The organism is Mixta gaviniae (assembly GCF_002953195.1).
Taxonomy (GTDB): Bacteria; Pseudomonadota; Gammaproteobacteria; order Enterobacterales; family Enterobacteriaceae; genus Mixta; species Mixta gaviniae.
The window spans coordinates 152,105-167,526 of sequence record NZ_CP026377.1; the positions used below are offsets into that span (position 1 = coordinate 152,105).

Here is a 15,422-nt window from a genome sequence, read left to right on the forward strand (position 1 = left end):
CGGAACGCCGGGCACCCGCAAGGGTGTCCGGCGTTCTGCTTTTCAGCGCAGGGGATTATTGCCGGGTGTCAGGTGGTGCGTCGTTGAACAGTGCGCCATCGCGCAGGATATGGTCATTGCCGCGCCGCCGGGTAAAACCGCTGCGGTCAAAAAATTCCAGCAGCTGGATGGCGATTTTACGCCCGGTGCCCAGCCTGTCGCGAAAATCACCTGCGCTGGTGGCACCGCCGGCCGCCGCGCGCTGCCGGATCAGATCGGCGAAGATCGCGATCCGATCGCTGCGGTAGTAGCGATCGCGGACGATCGCCGTAACGTGGCCCAGCTGCGCCGCGGTCAACAGCAGCCGCCGGATAGTCTCTTCCTCTTCGCCCAGCTGGCGGGCGATATCGCGCACCCAAAGCGGCTCATCGGCAAACAGCGGCGCGACCTGCTGCCAGAGCGCAGCTTCCTGCGTGCTGAACGCCGGTGTGAAAGCGGGCAGATGCAGCCAGCCCTGGCGGTTTGCCAGCTCGCCGCGCGCGATCAGCGACTCAATCAGCGCATACGCGATCTCCCGCTGCACGTCGGGCAGCGCGATGCGTCGCAACCGGTCGCGGCCGACGCCCGGCTGATCGCTGTGCTGCTGATGGAAATGCGCCAGCGCGCTGAGCAGTGTCTCCTGCCAGCGCTGCGCGGTTTCGGCGGAAAGCAGCCAGCCGCCCGCCTCTGTGGGCGTTTGCGCCGTTAACAACGCCTGCAGCGCCTGCGGCTGGCGCTGGCGTGCCCAGGCGAGCGTCTCCGGCTGCCAGGGCTGCTGTTGCAGGTAGCAATGCAGCGCCCCGGCGTCATCCTGCGCCCCGGCCAGCTGGTGCAGCCAGCGCAGGTAGTCGGGCTGGCGCTTGCCGCGCCGCTTGCTGTCGAGCAGCACCACGCGCGCCGCCGCCAGCGTTTGACGCGCGCCGATGTCGCGCAGGATCAGCCGGTCGTTGTCCGCCAGCCACAGCGGCGCATCCAGCACCAGCTCTGCCAGTTCGCCGTCAAGCAGCGAAACGCGGCCGGTGATATGGCTGGCGGCGTGATAGATATGCACCGGCTGCCACTGCTGCAGCGGCTGCAGAGTATCCAGTGCGACAATCAGCCGGTGAACGCCCTCTGGCCGCTGCATCTCCAGCAGCCAGTCGCCGCGTTTGATCTGCGTTTTTTCCACTTCGCCGCTGATATTCAGCGCGATACGCTGGCCGCCGCCCGCTTGCTGCGTCGGCTGGTTCTGCGCGTGCAGGCCGCGTACCCGCACCGGCTGGCTAACGCCGGTCAGCCACAGCCGATCGCCGACGCGCACCTCGCCCGCCAGCGCGGTGCCGGTCACCACCAGTCCGGCGCCTTTAATGGTAAAAGCGCGATCGATCGCCAGGCGGAACGGCCGCGCTTCCGCCGCTTCGCAGGTCGGCAGGGCGGCCAGATGGTGCCGCAGTACATCCAGGCCCGCGCCGCTTACCACGCTGACCGGAAAACAGGCGCATGCTTCCCAGCCCAGCTGCTGCATCAACGCCGTAACCTGTTCAGCCACCTCGGCGACGCGCGTTTCCGTTACGCGATCGCTTTTGGTCAGCGCGACGGTCAGCGGCGGCTGGCCTGCCAGCTTCAGCAGCGTCAGATGTTCGCGTGTTTGTGGCATGACGCCATCGTCGCAGGCGACCACCAGCAGCGCATGGTTAATGCCGCCGATGCCGCTGAGCATATTAGCGAGAAACTTTTCATGGCCCGGTACGTCGATAAAGCCCAGCACGCAGCCGTCAGGCTGCGGCCAGTAGGCATAGCCGAGGTCGATGGTCATGCCGCGTTTCTTTTCTTCCGGCAGGCGATCGGCGTCGGTGCCGGTCAGCGCCTGCAGCAGGGCGGTTTTGCCATGATCGACATGGCCCGCAGTGGCAATAATCATGAGGTTAACATCCGCAGAAACAGCGATTCATCGTCGAGACAGCGCAGATCGAGCCACAGACGGCCCTCCTGCAGGCGGCCGATCACCGGCACCTCCAACTGACGCCAGCGCTGCGCCAGCGCGTCCAGCCCGCCGCCGCGTTCCGCCTTCGGCGTAAAGGTAATAGCGTAACTGGGCAGGCGGTCAACCGGCAGCGAACCGCTGCCGATCTGCGAAAAGCAGGGGGCGATCGCCAGCGAAAAGGCGTCGCCCCACTTTGCCTGCAGCGGCGGCAGCAGGCGTTCAGCCAGCGGTAAGAGCGCCGCCCGGTCGCGCGTCAGCAGACGCAGCGTCGGCAGGCTGTCGCATAGCCGTTCCGGCTGGCGGTAGAGCTGCAGTGTGGCTTCCAGCGCCGCCAGCGTCAGCTTGTCAACCCGCAGCGCGCGCTTGAGCGGGTGCTGCTGCAGCCGGGCGATCAGCGCCTTTTTGCCGACGATAATGCCCGCCTGCGGGCCGCCCAGGAGCTTATCGCCGGAGAAGCTCACCAGGCTGACGCCGCTGGCGATCAGCTGCTGCGGCATCGGCTCGGCGGGCAGACCATACTGGCTGAGGTCGATCAGCGAGCCGCTGCCGAGATCGCTTATCACCGGCACGCCCAGCTCTTCGCCCAGCGCCGCCAGTTCCGCCTCATCCACCGCTTTGGTAAAGCCCTGAATCTGGTAGTTGCTGGTATGAACCTTCATCAGCAGCGCGGTCTGTTCGTTCACCGCGCCACGGTAATCTTTCAGGTGGGTGCGGTTGGTGGTGCCCACCTCGTGCAGTCGGCAGCCCGCCTGACGCATCACGTCGGGAATGCGGAAGGCGCCGCCGATCTCCACCAGCTCGCCGCGCGACACCACCACTTCACGGTCCGGCGCCAGCGCCGCCAGCATCAGCAGCACCGCCGCGGCGTTGTTGTTGACGATGCAGGCATCTTCCGCGCCGGTCAGCTCGCAGAGCAGGGCCGCCAGCGCCCGGTCGCGGTGGCCGCGCTCCGCTTCGTCAAGCGCATACTCCAGCGTAACCGCCTGGCGCGCGGTTTGGGTTACCGCTGCAATCGCCGGCTCCGCCAGTAGCGCGCGTCCCAGATTGGTGTGCAGCACGGTGCCGGTCAGGTTGAAGACCGGACGCAGCGCGCTGCGGCTGCGCTGCGCCAGGCGCGTCGCGGCCTCCAGCGGCCAGTCGGCGTGCCAGGCGGGAAACTGTTGCTGTTGTCGAATAAGGTCGCGCGCCTCCTGCTGCATTTCGCGCAGGGTACGGGTAAGCAGGGTCGCGCCATACTGCGCGCTCAAGGTCTGCAGCGCAGGCGTGCGCAGCAGACGATCGATAGCCGGAAGCTGGCTGTATAGTGTACTCATGGCGTCCTTGTACTCAGGCGGCGGGCGGCACCGTGCGGGCAAAGCTGTCGCGCTGGAAGAGTTTTTCCGCCAGTTTTACCAGCGCAGGGCGATCCACGCACCAGTTAGGCGCCACATGCCGAAAATTAATGTAGCCGATGGCGCAGCCGGCGGCGATATCGGCCAGGTTAAGCGGTTCGCCTTTCAGCCAGGCGCCGCTGGCCGCTTCACGCTCCAGCGCGTCGAGCGCGCGCTGAATTTTATGGCGCTGGCGCAGCATCTCTTCCTGCGACTGCTGCTCTGTCGGGCGCATCTGCTCGCGCACGATGAACAGCGCCGCGTCGCAGACGCCGTCAGCCAGCGCCTCCAGCTGACGCACCTTTACCGCTTGCAGCGGGTCGTCGGGCAGCAGCTTCGGCGTTTGTGGCAGGGTTTCCAGCCGGGCGGCGATAATCGGCGAGTCGTACCAGCAGTCGCCGCTGTCGTCGACCAGCGCCGGTACTTTGCCTAATGGATTGTAGTGCGGGACGTGGCTCTCTTCGGACCAGGGGGATTCATTGCTGAATTCAAACGTAATGCCTTTTTCCAACAGGATGATGGAAATTTTGCGCACATAGGGGCTGGTATAGTTGCCGATAAGTTTCATTACGCGTTTCCCTCTCGTGGGTGAGTCAGGGCGCCGCGCCGGCCCGCTGGGCGGCGGCGCGGCCGTCAGAATTACTCCGTGCCCGGGAACAGAAACGGATTCAGGCTGCTGCGGGCGAAACCTTCCTGCTCCATGCGCGCGTCCAGCATCAGCGAGGCGAGATCGTCCGCCACCGGTTCAACGGCGGGGTCTTTCTCCTGCCAGAGCATCTTGAGGTAGGTGCCGCAGTCGCCGCAGCTTTCCGCTTTCACGGCGGCTTTTTCGCTGTCCAGCGACCAATAGTGCAGATCGCGCGTTTGTTCGCAGTTGCTGCATTTGGCGCGCACCACATGCCATTCGCTTTCGCACAGGTTGCAGTGCAGATAGCGCAGGCCGCCGTTCTGCATGCCCATATGCACCACGCTGGTTACCGGTACGCTGTTGCACACCGGGCAGAACTGACGCTGTTCGCCATATTCCGCGCGCGCTTTGCCCGGGATCAGCGCTGCCATCTGCGCCCAGTAAACCGACAGCGCCGCCCAGATAAAGGGCGCTTTATCGCTGCTGACTTTGGCGAAATCGTGCGCCAGCAGGGCGGAAGCAAGCGCCTCCAGCTCCGGCGCAGACGTTTTCTCCAGGTTTTCCAGCACCGCCAGCGCCTGGCCGGTCATCTCCGGCTTCAGCTCGGCGATCAGCGAATGCAGCAGCCGCTGCCAGTGCGCATCGCGCGGCAGGGTGCTGACATCCAGCGGCGGCCTGCCAGCGGCGGCCGATTCCACCAGGCGCCCATGGAGATCCATGTGCAGGGGATGGTCATACAGCACGATCTCCTGTGCCTCGGCGATAAAGGCGGCGAAGCGCAGATAGTCGCCCAGCGGATTTTTCTCCGCCAGCTGGCGCAAACGCGCGGCGCGGCGGCTGTATAAATTTTTCAGCCTGGGGAAAAGTAACGGCGGAATCATATCCGCCGTTGTTCTGTCGCTTTTCTCCAGCTGTTCTTGCGGGATAATGCGAATAGTCATCAGGGACGTTTATCCTGTTGTGTCGGTTGGCTCTGCTGTTCGCGCACCGCGCGATACCAGCGAGGGTGGTGCTTTTTCGCCCAGATCGGCGTAACCCAGCCTTCCACCATCGCCGTCAGCGTGCCTTTTACCCACAGCGCGGCGTAAATATGCACCATAATCACGATGATCAGGCCCACCGCCGACACTGAATGCACCAGTAACGCCAGCCGAATCAGCGGGATGGGAAAGGCACCGGCGAAGTAAGGACGCCAGATGACAATACCACTCGCCAGCAACAGCAGCAGACTGATAATAGCAGCCCAGAATACACACTTCTGCCCGAAATTATAGCGGCCGGTATCGCCGACCTCCTCATTCATGGCGATTTTATGGATATTCTTTGCCCACAACAGATCGTCGCGGTTAACCAGGTTGTGTTTCCAGTAGCGCAGAAACATCAGCATAAAGGCGAGAAACATCGCCACGCCGACAAAGGGGTGCAGGATGCGCGCCAGCTGCGGCGTGCCCAGCACATTCATCAACCAGTTAAACGACGGGAAGAAAAACCCCAGGCCGCTGAGGGCGGCGAACACGAAGCAGAACGCCACAATCCAGTGGTTGATGCGTTCCGGCGCGCTGTAGCGCACAATCAGGTCGCGCTTCTTCATGATTTACGCTCCTCTTTCTCCTGCTGATCTTCATCCTCGTCATCGCTGACGCGGTTTGGACCGACGCCCACATAGTGGAACACCGAGGCGGCGAAGGTGGCCGCGAAGCCAATGGCCGCCAGCGGTTTCCAGATGCCTTTCCAGAAGGTTACCGCCGGGCTGATGGACGGGTTGTCCGGCAGCCCGTGGTAAAGCTGCGGCTTGTTAGCGTGGTGCAGCACATACATAACGTGCGTGCCGCCGACGCCCGCCGGATCGTAGAGACCGGCGTTTTCATAGCCGCGCGTCTTCAGCTCGTCGACGCGGCCCGCCGCCAGCTGCTGCATATCCGCTTTGCTGCCGAAGTGGATAGCGCCGGTCGGACAGGTTTTCACGCACGCCGGCTCCTGGCCGACGTTAACGCGATCGACGCAGAGGGTGCATTTATAGACGCGGTTGTCGTCCTTATTCAGACGCGGCACATCGAACGGACAGCCGGCGATGCAGTAGCCGCAGCCAATGCAGTGTTCCGACTGAAAATCGACGATGCCGTTGGCGTACTGAATAATCGCCCCTTCCGCCGGACAGGCCTTCAGGCAGCCCGGATCGGCGCAGTGCATGCAGCCATCCTTGCGGATCAGCCACTCCAGCCGGCCGTTCTCCTCCACTTCCGAAAAGCGCATCACCGTCCAGGATTTGGCGGTCAGATCGGCGGGGTTATCGTACACCCCGACGTTATGCCCCACCTCATCACGGATGTCGTTCCACTCCGAACAGGCCACCTGGCACGCCTTGCAGCCGATACAGGTGGTGACGTCGATCAGCTTCGCCACCTCCTGCTGATGGTCACGCGTCTGCGGCGGCGGCGTTAAGCCGTTTGTCGCGGAGCGACGAATAATGTCTTGCGACTGGTAAGCCATAATCGTTCTCCGTTACACCTTTTCCACGTTAACCAAAAACGCCTTGAACTCCGGCGTCTGCGTATTGGCGTCGCCGACAAATGGCGTCAGCGTGTTGGCGATAAAGCCTTTTTTCGCCACGCCCTGATAGCCCCAGTGAATCGGGATACCGATGGTGTCGACCTGTTTGCCGTCCACGTCCAGCGTGCGGATGCGTTTGGTGACCACCGCTTTGGCTTTGATATAGCCGCGGTTAGAACTGACTTTCACCGTATCGCCCTGCACAATGCCGAGCTTGCCCGCCAGCCGCTCGCCGATTTCGACAAACTGCTCCGGCTGTGCGATAGCGTTAAGCCGTGCATGCTTGGTCCAGTAGTGGAAATGCTCGGTAAGACGGTAGGTGGTGCCGACATACGGGAACTGCTCCGCCTTGCCCATCGCCGCCAGATCGTCTTTAAACACGCGCGCCGCCGGGTTCGAGATCACCTTCGGATGCAGCGGGTTGGTGCCGATCGGCGTTTCAAACGGCTCGTAGTGTTCCGGGAACGGCCCTTCCGCCAGTTTGTCGATGGCGAACAGGCGGCCCATCCCCTCCGGCTGCATGATAAACGGCCCGACATCGCTGCCCGGCGCGGCGGTGCTGTAGTCCGGCACATCGATACCGGTCCACTTCGCGCCGTCCCAGCGCAGCAGCGCCCGTTTCGGATCCCAGGGGTTGCCCTGCGGGTCGGCGGAGGCGCGGTTGTAGAGAATGCGGCGGTTCAGCGGCCATGCCCAGCTCCAGTTCGGCGTGTTGCCGAGGCCGGATGGATCGCTGTTGTCGCGGCGCGCCATCTGGTTGCCTTCCGGCGTCCAGCTGCCGGCGAAGATCCAGCAGCCGCTGGCGGTGGTGCCGTCATCGCGCAGGTGCGCGAAGGTGCTGAGCTGTTGGCCTTTTTTCACCAGCAGCTGGCCTTTATCGTCATAGATATCAGCCAGCGCCCGGCCATTGCTTTCACGCGCCACTTCTTCCGCCGCCGGGTTTTCCGGGGTCAGGTAATCCCAGCTCATGTTCAGCACCGGCTCCGGCGTCGCGCCGCCTTCGGTCGCATACATCTCGCGCAGACGCAGATAGATACCCGCGAGGATTTCGCCGTCGTTCAGCGCTTCACCCGGGGCGTCAGCGCCTTTGTAGTGCCACTGCAGCCAGCGCGCGGAGTTAACAATGGAGCCGTTCTCTTCCGCAAAGCAGGTGGAGGGCAGGCGGAACACTTCGGTCTGAATCTGCGACGGATCGACATCGTTAAATTCGCCGTGGTTCTGCCAGAAGGTCGCCGTTTCGGTGTTCAGCGGATCGATAGTGACGAGGAATTTCAGCTTCGACAGCGATTCGATCACCTTGCGTTTATTCGGGAACGACGCCACCGGGTTAAAGCCCTGGCAGAGATAGCCATTGACCTTGCCCTGTTTCATCATCTCGAAATATTGCAGAACGTCGTAGCCTTTATCCCACTTCGGCAGCCAGTCAAAGCCCCAGCTGTTTTCGCGCTGTGCCTTTTCGCCAAAGAACGCCTTCATCATGCTGACGAAGAATTTCGGGTAGTTGCTCCAGTAGTTCACCTGGCCCGGCAGCGTCGCTTTCGGCGTGTTGGCGCTGAGATAGCTTTGCAGATCGGTCTGTTTCTCCGACGGCAGGGTCATATAGCCGGTCAGGCTCTGCGACAGCAGGCCGAGATCGGTCAGTCCCTGAATGTTGGAGTGGCCGCGCAGGGCGTTGATGCCGCCGCCCGCCATGCCCATATTGCCCAGCAGCAGCTGGATCATCGCCATGGTACGGATGTTCTGGGCGCCGACGGAGTGCTGCGTCCAGCCCAGCGCATAGAGGAACGACGCGGTGCGATCGTGGGCGCTGGTTTCCGCCAGCAGTTCGCAGACGTGCAGGAAATCTTTGCGCGGCGTACCGCAGATGTTTTCTACCATCTCCGGCGTATAGCGGCTGACATGCGCTTTCAGCAGGTTCCAGACGCAGCGCGGATGACTCAGGGAGGGATCGCGTTTGGCGAAGCCATCCTCGCCCAGCTCGTAGTTCCAGCTGGTTTTGTCATATTTACGCGTCGCTTCGTCGTAGCCGCTGAACAGGCCATCGTCGAAGTGGAAATCTTCACGCACGATCAGGCTGGCGTTGGTATACGCCTCGACATACTCGCGGTTGATTTTATTGTGGCTAATCAGGTACAGCAGAACGCCCGACAGAAAAGCGATGTCGGTGCCGGAACGAATTGGCGTATAGAAATCCGCCACCGATGCGGTGCGCGTAAAGCGCGGATCGATGACAATCAGTTTGGCTTTGTTGTGGATTTTGGCTTCCATCGCCCAGCGGAATCCCACCGGATGCGCTTCTGCCGCATTTCCGCCCATCACCACGATCAGGTTCGCATTTCGGATATCAACCCAGTGGTTGGTCATCGCACCGCGACCAAATGTTGGAGCAAGACTTGCTACCGTTGGTCCGTGTCAGACGCGCGCCTGGTTATCGACAGCCAGCATGCCGAGCGATCGGGTAAATTTCTGGGTTAAATAGCCGGTTTCGTTACTGGAGGCGGAGGCACAGAGCATGCCCGTGGTCAGCCAGCGGTTTACCGTTACGCCTGCGTCGTTTTTCGCTACGAAGTTGGCGTCGCGGTCAGCCTTCATCAGTTTGGCGATGCGTGTAAAGGCATCATCCCAGCTGATTCGCTGCCACTTATCGGAGCCGGGCGCGCGGTATTCCGGGTATTTGAGTCGGCTTTCACTGTGAACGAAATCGAGCAGGCCGGCGCCTTTCGGGCAGAGCGCCCCACGGCTGACGGGATGATCCGGATCCCCTTCAATATGAAAAATGGTCTCTTTTGCGTTTTTGGCGCCGTCGCCGAGGCTGTACATAAGCAGCCCACAGCCTACTGAACAGTAAGTGCAGGTATTACGGGTTTCGCGGGCGCGCAGTAATTTATACTGGCGCGTTTCCGCCAGCGCGACTTCCGGCATAAAGCCGAGCGCCGCCGCCGTGGTGCCTGCCATACCGCCAGCGCAGATCTTGAAGAACTTTCTTCTGCTGACTTGCATGGTTTTTCCTTGTGGAACGACATTGCTGTTTTAGTGGTTATCGGTAGCCCGCATTTTTTGTGCAGTGATTTTTTTGCGATGTGCGGGTCACAGGTTCAGAATTGCGAAGCAAATCCCAAATTGATAAGCGGCCTAAGATTACCACTTAATCTGTGTGGTTGTTATAACCAGGTAGACGTAAATTGAAATTTCACGATCAACAAAGCGACGAAGCTGTGAGCAGCTTCACAGGAGCAAGCGAAGCGCAGGTGTGGCAGCGTGATGCGCTAACGGAATCCCGCAACGACTGGCTTGCCGACGAGGTACCGGTCGCGCTGGTTTATAACGGCATTTCGCACGTGGTGATGATGAGTACGCCGAAAGATCTGGAAGCGTTTGCGCTCGGATTTTCGCTCTCCGAAGGGATTATCGCCGCGCCGGAAGAGATTTACGGCATGGATGTGGTGCCGGGCTGCAACGGCATCGAAGTGCAGGTTGAACTCTCCAGCCGCCGCTTTATGGCGCTAAAAGCGCAGCGGCGCGCGATGGCCGGGCGTACCGGCTGTGGCGTCTGCGGCGTTGAGCAGCTCAATGAGATCGGCAAGCCGATCCAACCGCTGCCGTTCAGCCAGACGTTCAACCTTAGCCTGCTGGACACGGCGCTGCGCCAGCTGAAAGAGTATCAGCCGGTAGGGCAACTGACCGGCTGCACCCATGCGGCTGCCTGGATCGATGAGACAGGGCAGCTGGCGGGCGGTTGCGAAGATGTCGGCCGTCACGTGGCGCTGGATAAGCTGCTCGGCTATCGCAGCCGTCGCGGCTGGACGCAGGGCGCGGCGCTGGTTTCCAGCCGCGCCAGCTATGAGATGGTGCAGAAATCGGCGATGTGCGGCGTGGAAATCCTGTTCGCCGTATCGGCGGCCACCCGGCTGGCGGTGGACGTGGCGGAGCGCAGCAATCTGACGCTGGTGGGCTTCAGCAAACCGGGCCGCGCCACGATCTATACCCATCCGCAGCGGCTGATCCCCGCAACGCAGGATTAAGCGCGCGCCTTCTACATTTATCCGCAGCGGCTGATTCCCACCATGCCGGATTAAGCGCGCCGCCGCGCCGCCCCCTGTGATCATTCTTAGTAGATGATTTTAGTAACACAGGATTAAGCGCGCCGCAGGGAGCGGTTTTGTGCGCCGGCGCGCTATTTCTCGCCGCACCGCGCGCGACGTTAAGTTGTTTCTTAAGCGCGCGACATATTTATTTTCGGCGCTGAGGCGCGCCCGAATAATTGTGGGGTTGATAACGCGTCATTTATATTTCCCGATCGCGGCGTTAGTAAAGCGCCGCTTATATTTTCCGACGCATATTCGCGCGCCGTTTGCCCTGCTTTTTAGCGCCGCCGCCGATCAACCTGATAAAAACAAACAGGCTGGAGTGGCGTCTGTCGATTATAAGAGAGATTAAGCCCGCGGGCAGATCGCCACGGCGCGGCCTGCCGACGATGCGATAACTCTGAAAGCGCGTCGCGGAAAGCGGCGGCGCGGTGTTGGCGCAGATGGCCGTAAAGCGCTGACGCGGCGAAAACCGAACGCTCCGGGCGGTGTCGGATAGCCTACGGCAAAAGCGCCCCTGCGCTACCGCCGGCCCACCCTTGTCGCCGGGCATGCCGTGGCGCTTTTGCGTATTTTCAAATAGTTGTGTTTATCCGCTGATTCGTCCACTCTGCTATACCCCTATAATGAGAGGGGCATTGATTATCCTTTTCCCGATCACTAATTTAACTATAATGATCCAACTGCTTACGCGGTGCTTACAACGAAGAGTGCCGCTCCTACAATAAATGGAGATGATGAACATGAGTTATTCACTGCCATCCCTGCCTTACGCATACGACGCACTGGAACCGCATTTCGACAAGCAGACGATGGAAATCCATCACACCAAACACCACCAGACCTACGTTAACAACGCTAACGCAGCGCTGGAAGGCACCGAATTCGCTGACCTGCCGGTTGACGAGCTGATCACCAAACTGGATCTGGTTCCGGCAGAGAAGAAAACCGTACTGCGCAACAACGCGGGCGGCCACTACAACCACAGCCTGTTCTGGAAAGGCCTGAAAACCGGCACCACTCTGCAGGGCGACCTGAAAGCTGCTATCGAAAAAGATTTCGGCAGCGTTGAGAAGTTTCAGGAAGAGTTCGAGAAAGCTGCAGCAACCCGCTTTGGTTCAGGCTGGGCGTGGCTGGTGAAAAAAGGCGACAAACTGGCCGTGGTCTCTACCGCAAACCAGGACAGTCCGCTGATGGGCGAAGCGATCTCCGGCGCTTCCGGCTACCCGATTCTGGGTCTGGATGTCTGGGAACACGCTTACTACCTGAAGTATCAGAACAAACGTCCTGACTACATCAAAGCGTTCTGGAACGTAGTGAACTGGGACGAAGCGGCTGCACGTTTTGCTAACGCGAAATAAGCGTTAACCGCGCATCAATATCGGCCGGCGGAGCAGCAGCTCCGCCGGCTTTTTAATTTAAAAGGTATCTCATTGAGCCTTTGTTTAATTATTTTGTGAACCAGACCCGACCTGAATAAAAATTGCCGCCGCGCTAAATCTATTAGCGCAATATTAACGTCCTGTTGATATTTTAGCGCTTAATATTGGCGCATGTTTCTTTCCTATTAATAAATAACATGTCGACCATTACACATAGCCCAACGCCGGACATATCCAGCGGCTCGCTTTTTTTCCAGTTAACGCGCGGTCAATTTAAGCCAAATAAACTGTGGGAGTGCCGCCGCTTCCGCACCAAGTTTTTATTGCGCTCGCTGGCGTTCCCCGTCACTACTTTTTCCTATATGGCGCAGATGTCGCGGCTGCCGGCGATGCGCCAGGCGCTGACCATTCAGGGGCTGCTGCCGGCGAAAATCCATCGCCCGTATCTCTGCGCGCATTTCAGCGTGAAGCAGCGCGCTCAGGCGCTGCTCGATCACTATGGCACTGTGCAGCAGCTGCCGCGCGCGCTTTACCAGCTGTTCTTATCGCCGGTCGATCACACTCTGGCGCGCCTGCACGGCAAAAACGACGAGCTGTTTGAGGTGATCTGCAGCAGCGGCCGTTTCGACCGCGAAGGGGAAATCACGCTGGTGTTGCTCTATAACGGCATCACCATCGCATCACTGTCATTCTCATTTATCCGTCAGGCGGCGAGGCTGGGGCTGCTGATCGGCGGGCTGCAGGGGCCGCGTAAAACGGTAGACGCCAGCGTGATCCGCGACGCCACGAAAGCGAGTCACGGCCTGTTTCCCAAGCGCGTACTGCTGGAGACGCTGTTTTGCCTTGCCGCACGCTGCGGCGTACAGCAGATCGAGGCCGTCGGCGACGAGACCCACGTATTCCGCAGCCTGCGCTACCGTCACAGTAAAAAAGCGCTGTTCCACGCCAGCTACAGCGAGTTCTGGCTGTCGCTGAATGGCGAGGCGTTGAACAATGGCCTGTACCGGCTGCCGCTGGCGATGCCGCGCAAGCCGCTGGAGGAGATAGCCAGCAAAAAACGCGCCGAATATCGTCGTCGCTATGAATTTATGGATAGCCTGGAGCAGCAGTTATCTGAGGCGATAGCGGGCGAGTGCGGCCGGGCGTAATCAACCCGGCCGGCAGGGTCAGAAAGCTTTTGGCGCGTAGCCGGTCATCTCTTTCAGGCCCATCTCTTTGCCCAGCGCGGTCATCGGATGCACCACCACCAGGCCGCGCACGCTTTTCTTCAACGCGCCCATATTCGCCTGCTCTTTTTTGGTGATCGCCCGGCTGAAGGGCAGCTTTTGCAGCTTCTGCGCTTCTTTGCTCAGCTTCTGGTCGCGCACGTCGCGCAGACGCTCGATCTCGGCGATCAGCGTCTCTTTTTCTTTCAGCAGCGCGCCGAGTTTCTCCGCATCGCCCGATTCCAGCAACATCGGCTCTTTACGATTGAGCGCATCCAGCTGATCGCTGAGGCGCTTGATTTCGGCTTTTTCCTGCTCTTTCATGACGGTTACCTGTACTGATGATTAATCGATATGATACACGAAAAGCGGAAAGGGGCGGGGCTACTTTTTGAAAGCCTGCTTCAGGCTGATACGCGAGATCAGCTCCGTCAGGGAGAGGACCATCGTCGATCGCAGCACCTGTTGATAGCGCTGCTGCTGCATGGCGCGCAGCTGCTCATCGTCGTCGGAAAAGTCGGGGCGGGGCGGCCAGGCGCTGACGCAGTGCAGCTCGCCAAATGGGCCGAGAATTTCGTCATCGCTGAAACGGTAGTCGCTGCCGTCGTGATTCAGCTCCTCGCGCAGCGCCATCAGCAGCTCGCAGTCTTCATACTCATGGCGGCTGATCACGCCGAGGCCGTAGATCAGCTTCAGCCGCACCGACAGTTCGCCCAGCGGCCCGTCGCCGAGCAGTAACGGCTCGACGGCGTATTTCACCGCGTAATCATCCTTGCGAAACACCTGAAGCACCAGCAGGTTGACCGCTTCGGTCAGCAGCTCAACGGCGGCAATCAGGAAGCTTCTTACCGAACGTCCGGCATTCAGGCGCTCCAGCACCCGATTTTCAAAAGCCTGCTTCTCTTCCATTGTTGCCTGTACATTTATCATTCTGCGCGGGGGCACAGCCAGGCTGTGCCCTTGTTGCTCACCGTTATTCAGCATCGGCAGCGTGCGCATTATGGCATTGCGTCATAGGCCTTAACCACTGCCGCGACGACCTCGCTGTTCTCGTCCAGGCCGGAAACCTGCGCCAGCGCCGCCTGCGGGCCGACTTTTTCCAGCAGCGCCTCCAGCTCCTGCGCCTGCGGATCCTGCGCGCTGCGATAGCGCATGGCGGCGGCGATGCCTTTCACCAGGTTCGTGTGCGGCAGCTGATACTCCAGCGTGCCGAGTGTCGGCTTGATCAGACGGTCGCCCGCGCTCAGCTTGCGCAACGGCTGGCGGCCGACGCGCTCAACGTCATCCTTCAGGTAAGGGTTTTCAAAGCGGGTAAGGATTTTTTCGATATAGGCGGCATGTTTCTCCGCATCGAAGCCGTAGCGCTTGATCAGCACCGCGCCGCTCTCTTGCATCGCCCCTTTCACCACGCTACGTACCGCCGGATCGAGAATGGCGTCGCGAATGGTCTGATGCCCGGCCAGCTGGCCGAGATAGGCGGTGATCGCATGGCCGGTGTTCAGGGTAAACAGCTTGCGCTCAACGAACGCCATCAGATTATCGGTTAGCTCCATGCCCGGAATGGCGGGCAGATCGCCTTTAAACTGGGTTTTATCGACGATCCACTCGCTGAAAGTCTCTACGGTCACTTCCAGCGGATCGTTGCTGCCCGCTTCACCCGGCGGCACGATGCGGTCAACGGCGGAATCGACAAAGCCGACGTGCGCCTCGACCCAGGCGTGATACTGCGCCGGCAGGGCGGCCAGCACGTGATCTTTCAGCTGGCTGGTGCCGCGCACCATATTTTCACAGGCGATAATGTTTAACGGACGGGTGATGCCGTTATCGCTGCGCAGGGCGAGGCCGCGCGCGATGCTGCCGGCGATACGCGCCAGGATTTGCGGGCCGACCGCGGTGGTGACAATATCGACTTCCGCGATCAGCGTAATCACCTCGTCGCTGGTGCTGTTGACGGCGCTGACGCCGGTCACGGTTTCCACCTGCGCCTGCTCGCCGACAACATGCACCGGGTACTGATGACGGGCGTTCAGCGCATCCAGCACCGCCTGATTAACGTCAGCAAACACCAGTTCAATGCCGGCGTCCGCCAGCAGCTTGCCGATAAACCCACGACCGATATTACCGGCGCCGAAATGTAATGCTTTCATCGTTGCGATAACCTTTAAAAAAAGAGAGGGGCAAGTCCGCCTTGCCCGAAGAAGGGGCCGGGCAGAGCGGCCCC

General features: G+C 60.6%; 13 protein-coding genes. 3 read left to right on the forward strand and 10 right to left on the reverse strand.

Annotation, left to right across the window (positions count from 1 at the left end):
* Positions 1-55: 55 nt before the first annotated feature.
* From selB to fdnG, 7 genes are all read right to left on the reverse strand, one after another.
* Entirely contained in the window at positions 56-1,918 is a 1,863-nt protein-coding gene (gene selB, locus C2E15_RS00700) for a selenocysteine-specific translation elongation factor (RefSeq protein WP_104955701.1), read from the reverse strand.
* Positions 1,915-3,294: an L-seryl-tRNA(Sec) selenium transferase gene (gene selA, locus C2E15_RS00705; protein ID WP_104955702.1), complete on the reverse strand. Its 1,380-nt coding sequence runs from the start codon at positions 3,292-3,294 to the stop codon at positions 1,915-1,917. Before selA ends, selB begins: the two co-directional genes overlap by 4 nt.
* A gap of 13 nt (positions 3,295-3,307) precedes the next feature.
* Positions 3,308-3,919: a glutathione S-transferase gene (locus C2E15_RS00710; protein WP_104955703.1), complete on the reverse strand. Its 612-nt coding sequence runs from the start codon at positions 3,917-3,919 to the stop codon at positions 3,308-3,310.
* 71 nt (positions 3,920-3,990) lie between these two features.
* Positions 3,991-4,920 carry a formate dehydrogenase accessory protein FdhE gene (gene fdhE, locus C2E15_RS00715; RefSeq protein ID WP_104955704.1) on the reverse strand — a complete coding sequence of 310 codons (930 nt, stop codon included), beginning with the start codon at positions 4,918-4,920 and terminating at the stop codon, positions 3,991-3,993.
* Positions 4,920-5,570: a formate dehydrogenase cytochrome b556 subunit gene (gene fdoI, locus C2E15_RS00720; protein WP_104955705.1), complete on the reverse strand. Its 651-nt coding sequence runs from the start codon at positions 5,568-5,570 to the stop codon at positions 4,920-4,922. The genes fdhE and fdoI overlap by 1 nt, the downstream gene beginning before the upstream one ends.
* The gene (fdxH, locus tag C2E15_RS00725) at positions 5,567-6,469 is read right to left on the reverse strand and encodes a formate dehydrogenase subunit beta (protein WP_104955706.1); all 903 of its coding nucleotides are present in this window, start codon (positions 6,467-6,469) and stop codon (positions 5,567-5,569) included. Before fdxH ends, fdoI begins: the two co-directional genes overlap by 4 nt.
* Before the next feature lie 12 nt (positions 6,470-6,481).
* Positions 6,482-9,529, reverse strand: coding sequence for a formate dehydrogenase-N subunit alpha (fdnG, locus tag C2E15_RS00730; protein WP_104955707.1), 3,048 nt, complete (start codon positions 9,527-9,529; stop codon positions 6,482-6,484).
* A 215-nt stretch (positions 9,530-9,744) separates the two neighbouring features.
* Between fdnG and fdhD the strand changes: the two genes are divergently transcribed.
* The 3 genes from fdhD to C2E15_RS00750 all read left to right on the forward strand — a co-directional run bounded on the left by fdhD (position 9,745) and on the right by C2E15_RS00750 (position 13,144).
* Complete coding sequence (gene fdhD / locus C2E15_RS00735) at positions 9,745-10,551, forward strand: formate dehydrogenase accessory sulfurtransferase FdhD (protein ID WP_245912327.1); 807 nt, start codon at positions 9,745-9,747, stop codon at positions 10,549-10,551.
* Between the two features lie 806 nt (positions 10,552-11,357).
* Positions 11,358-11,975 carry a superoxide dismutase [Mn] gene (gene sodA / locus C2E15_RS00745; RefSeq protein WP_104955710.1) on the forward strand — a complete coding sequence of 206 codons (618 nt, stop codon included), beginning with the start codon at positions 11,358-11,360 and terminating at the stop codon, positions 11,973-11,975.
* Positions 11,976-12,193: 218 nt separating this feature from the next.
* Entirely contained in the window at positions 12,194-13,144 is a 951-nt protein-coding gene (locus C2E15_RS00750; RefSeq protein WP_104955711.1) for a VirK/YbjX family protein, read from the forward strand.
* A gap of 18 nt (positions 13,145-13,162) precedes the next feature.
* Here the strand turns inward: C2E15_RS00750 and C2E15_RS00755 are convergent, their stop codons facing one another.
* The 3 genes from C2E15_RS00755 to mtlD all read right to left on the reverse strand — a co-directional run bounded on the left by C2E15_RS00755 (position 13,163) and on the right by mtlD (position 15,348).
* Positions 13,163-13,525 carry a YibL family ribosome-associated protein gene (locus C2E15_RS00755; RefSeq protein ID WP_104955712.1) on the reverse strand — a complete coding sequence of 121 codons (363 nt, stop codon included), beginning with the start codon at positions 13,523-13,525 and terminating at the stop codon, positions 13,163-13,165.
* A 60-nt stretch (positions 13,526-13,585) separates the two neighbouring features.
* Positions 13,586-14,131, reverse strand: coding sequence for a mannitol operon repressor MtlR (mtlR, locus tag C2E15_RS00760; RefSeq protein WP_174705682.1), 546 nt, complete (start codon positions 14,129-14,131; stop codon positions 13,586-13,588).
* 68 nt (positions 14,132-14,199) lie between these two features.
* Positions 14,200-15,348: a mannitol-1-phosphate 5-dehydrogenase gene (gene mtlD / locus C2E15_RS00765; RefSeq protein ID WP_104955713.1), complete on the reverse strand. Its 1,149-nt coding sequence runs from the start codon at positions 15,346-15,348 to the stop codon at positions 14,200-14,202.
* Positions 15,349-15,422: the final 74 nt, after the last annotated feature.

What these genes read in the sequence shown, in the direction of transcription:
- selB (WP_104955701.1), bottom strand. Translation starts at nt 1,918, where the DNA reads ATGATTATTGCCACTGCGGGCCATGTCGATCATGGCAAAACCGCCCTG.
- selA (WP_104955702.1), bottom strand. Translation starts at nt 3,294, where the DNA reads ATGAGTACACTATACAGCCAGCTTCCGGCTATCGATCGTCTGCTGCGC.
- C2E15_RS00710 (WP_104955703.1), bottom strand. Translation starts at nt 3,919, where the DNA reads ATGAAACTTATCGGCAACTATACCAGCCCCTATGTGCGCAAAATTTCC.
- fdhE (WP_104955704.1), bottom strand. Translation starts at nt 4,920, where the DNA reads ATGACTATTCGCATTATCCCGCAAGAACAGCTGGAGAAAAGCGACAGA.
- fdoI (WP_104955705.1), bottom strand. Translation starts at nt 5,570, where the DNA reads ATGAAGAAGCGCGACCTGATTGTGCGCTACAGCGCGCCGGAACGCATC.
- fdxH (WP_104955706.1), bottom strand. Translation starts at nt 6,469, where the DNA reads ATGGCTTACCAGTCGCAAGACATTATTCGTCGCTCCGCGACAAACGGC.
- sodA (WP_104955710.1), top strand. Translation starts at nt 11,358, where the DNA reads ATGAGTTATTCACTGCCATCCCTGCCTTACGCATACGACGCACTGGAA.
- C2E15_RS00750 (WP_104955711.1), top strand. Translation starts at nt 12,194, where the DNA reads ATGTCGACCATTACACATAGCCCAACGCCGGACATATCCAGCGGCTCG.
- C2E15_RS00755 (WP_104955712.1), bottom strand. Translation starts at nt 13,525, where the DNA reads ATGAAAGAGCAGGAAAAAGCCGAAATCAAGCGCCTCAGCGATCAGCTG.
- mtlR (WP_174705682.1), bottom strand. Translation starts at nt 14,131, where the DNA reads ATGATAAATGTACAGGCAACAATGGAAGAGAAGCAGGCTTTTGAAAAT.
- mtlD (WP_104955713.1), bottom strand. Translation starts at nt 15,348, where the DNA reads ATGAAAGCATTACATTTCGGCGCCGGTAATATCGGTCGTGGGTTTATC.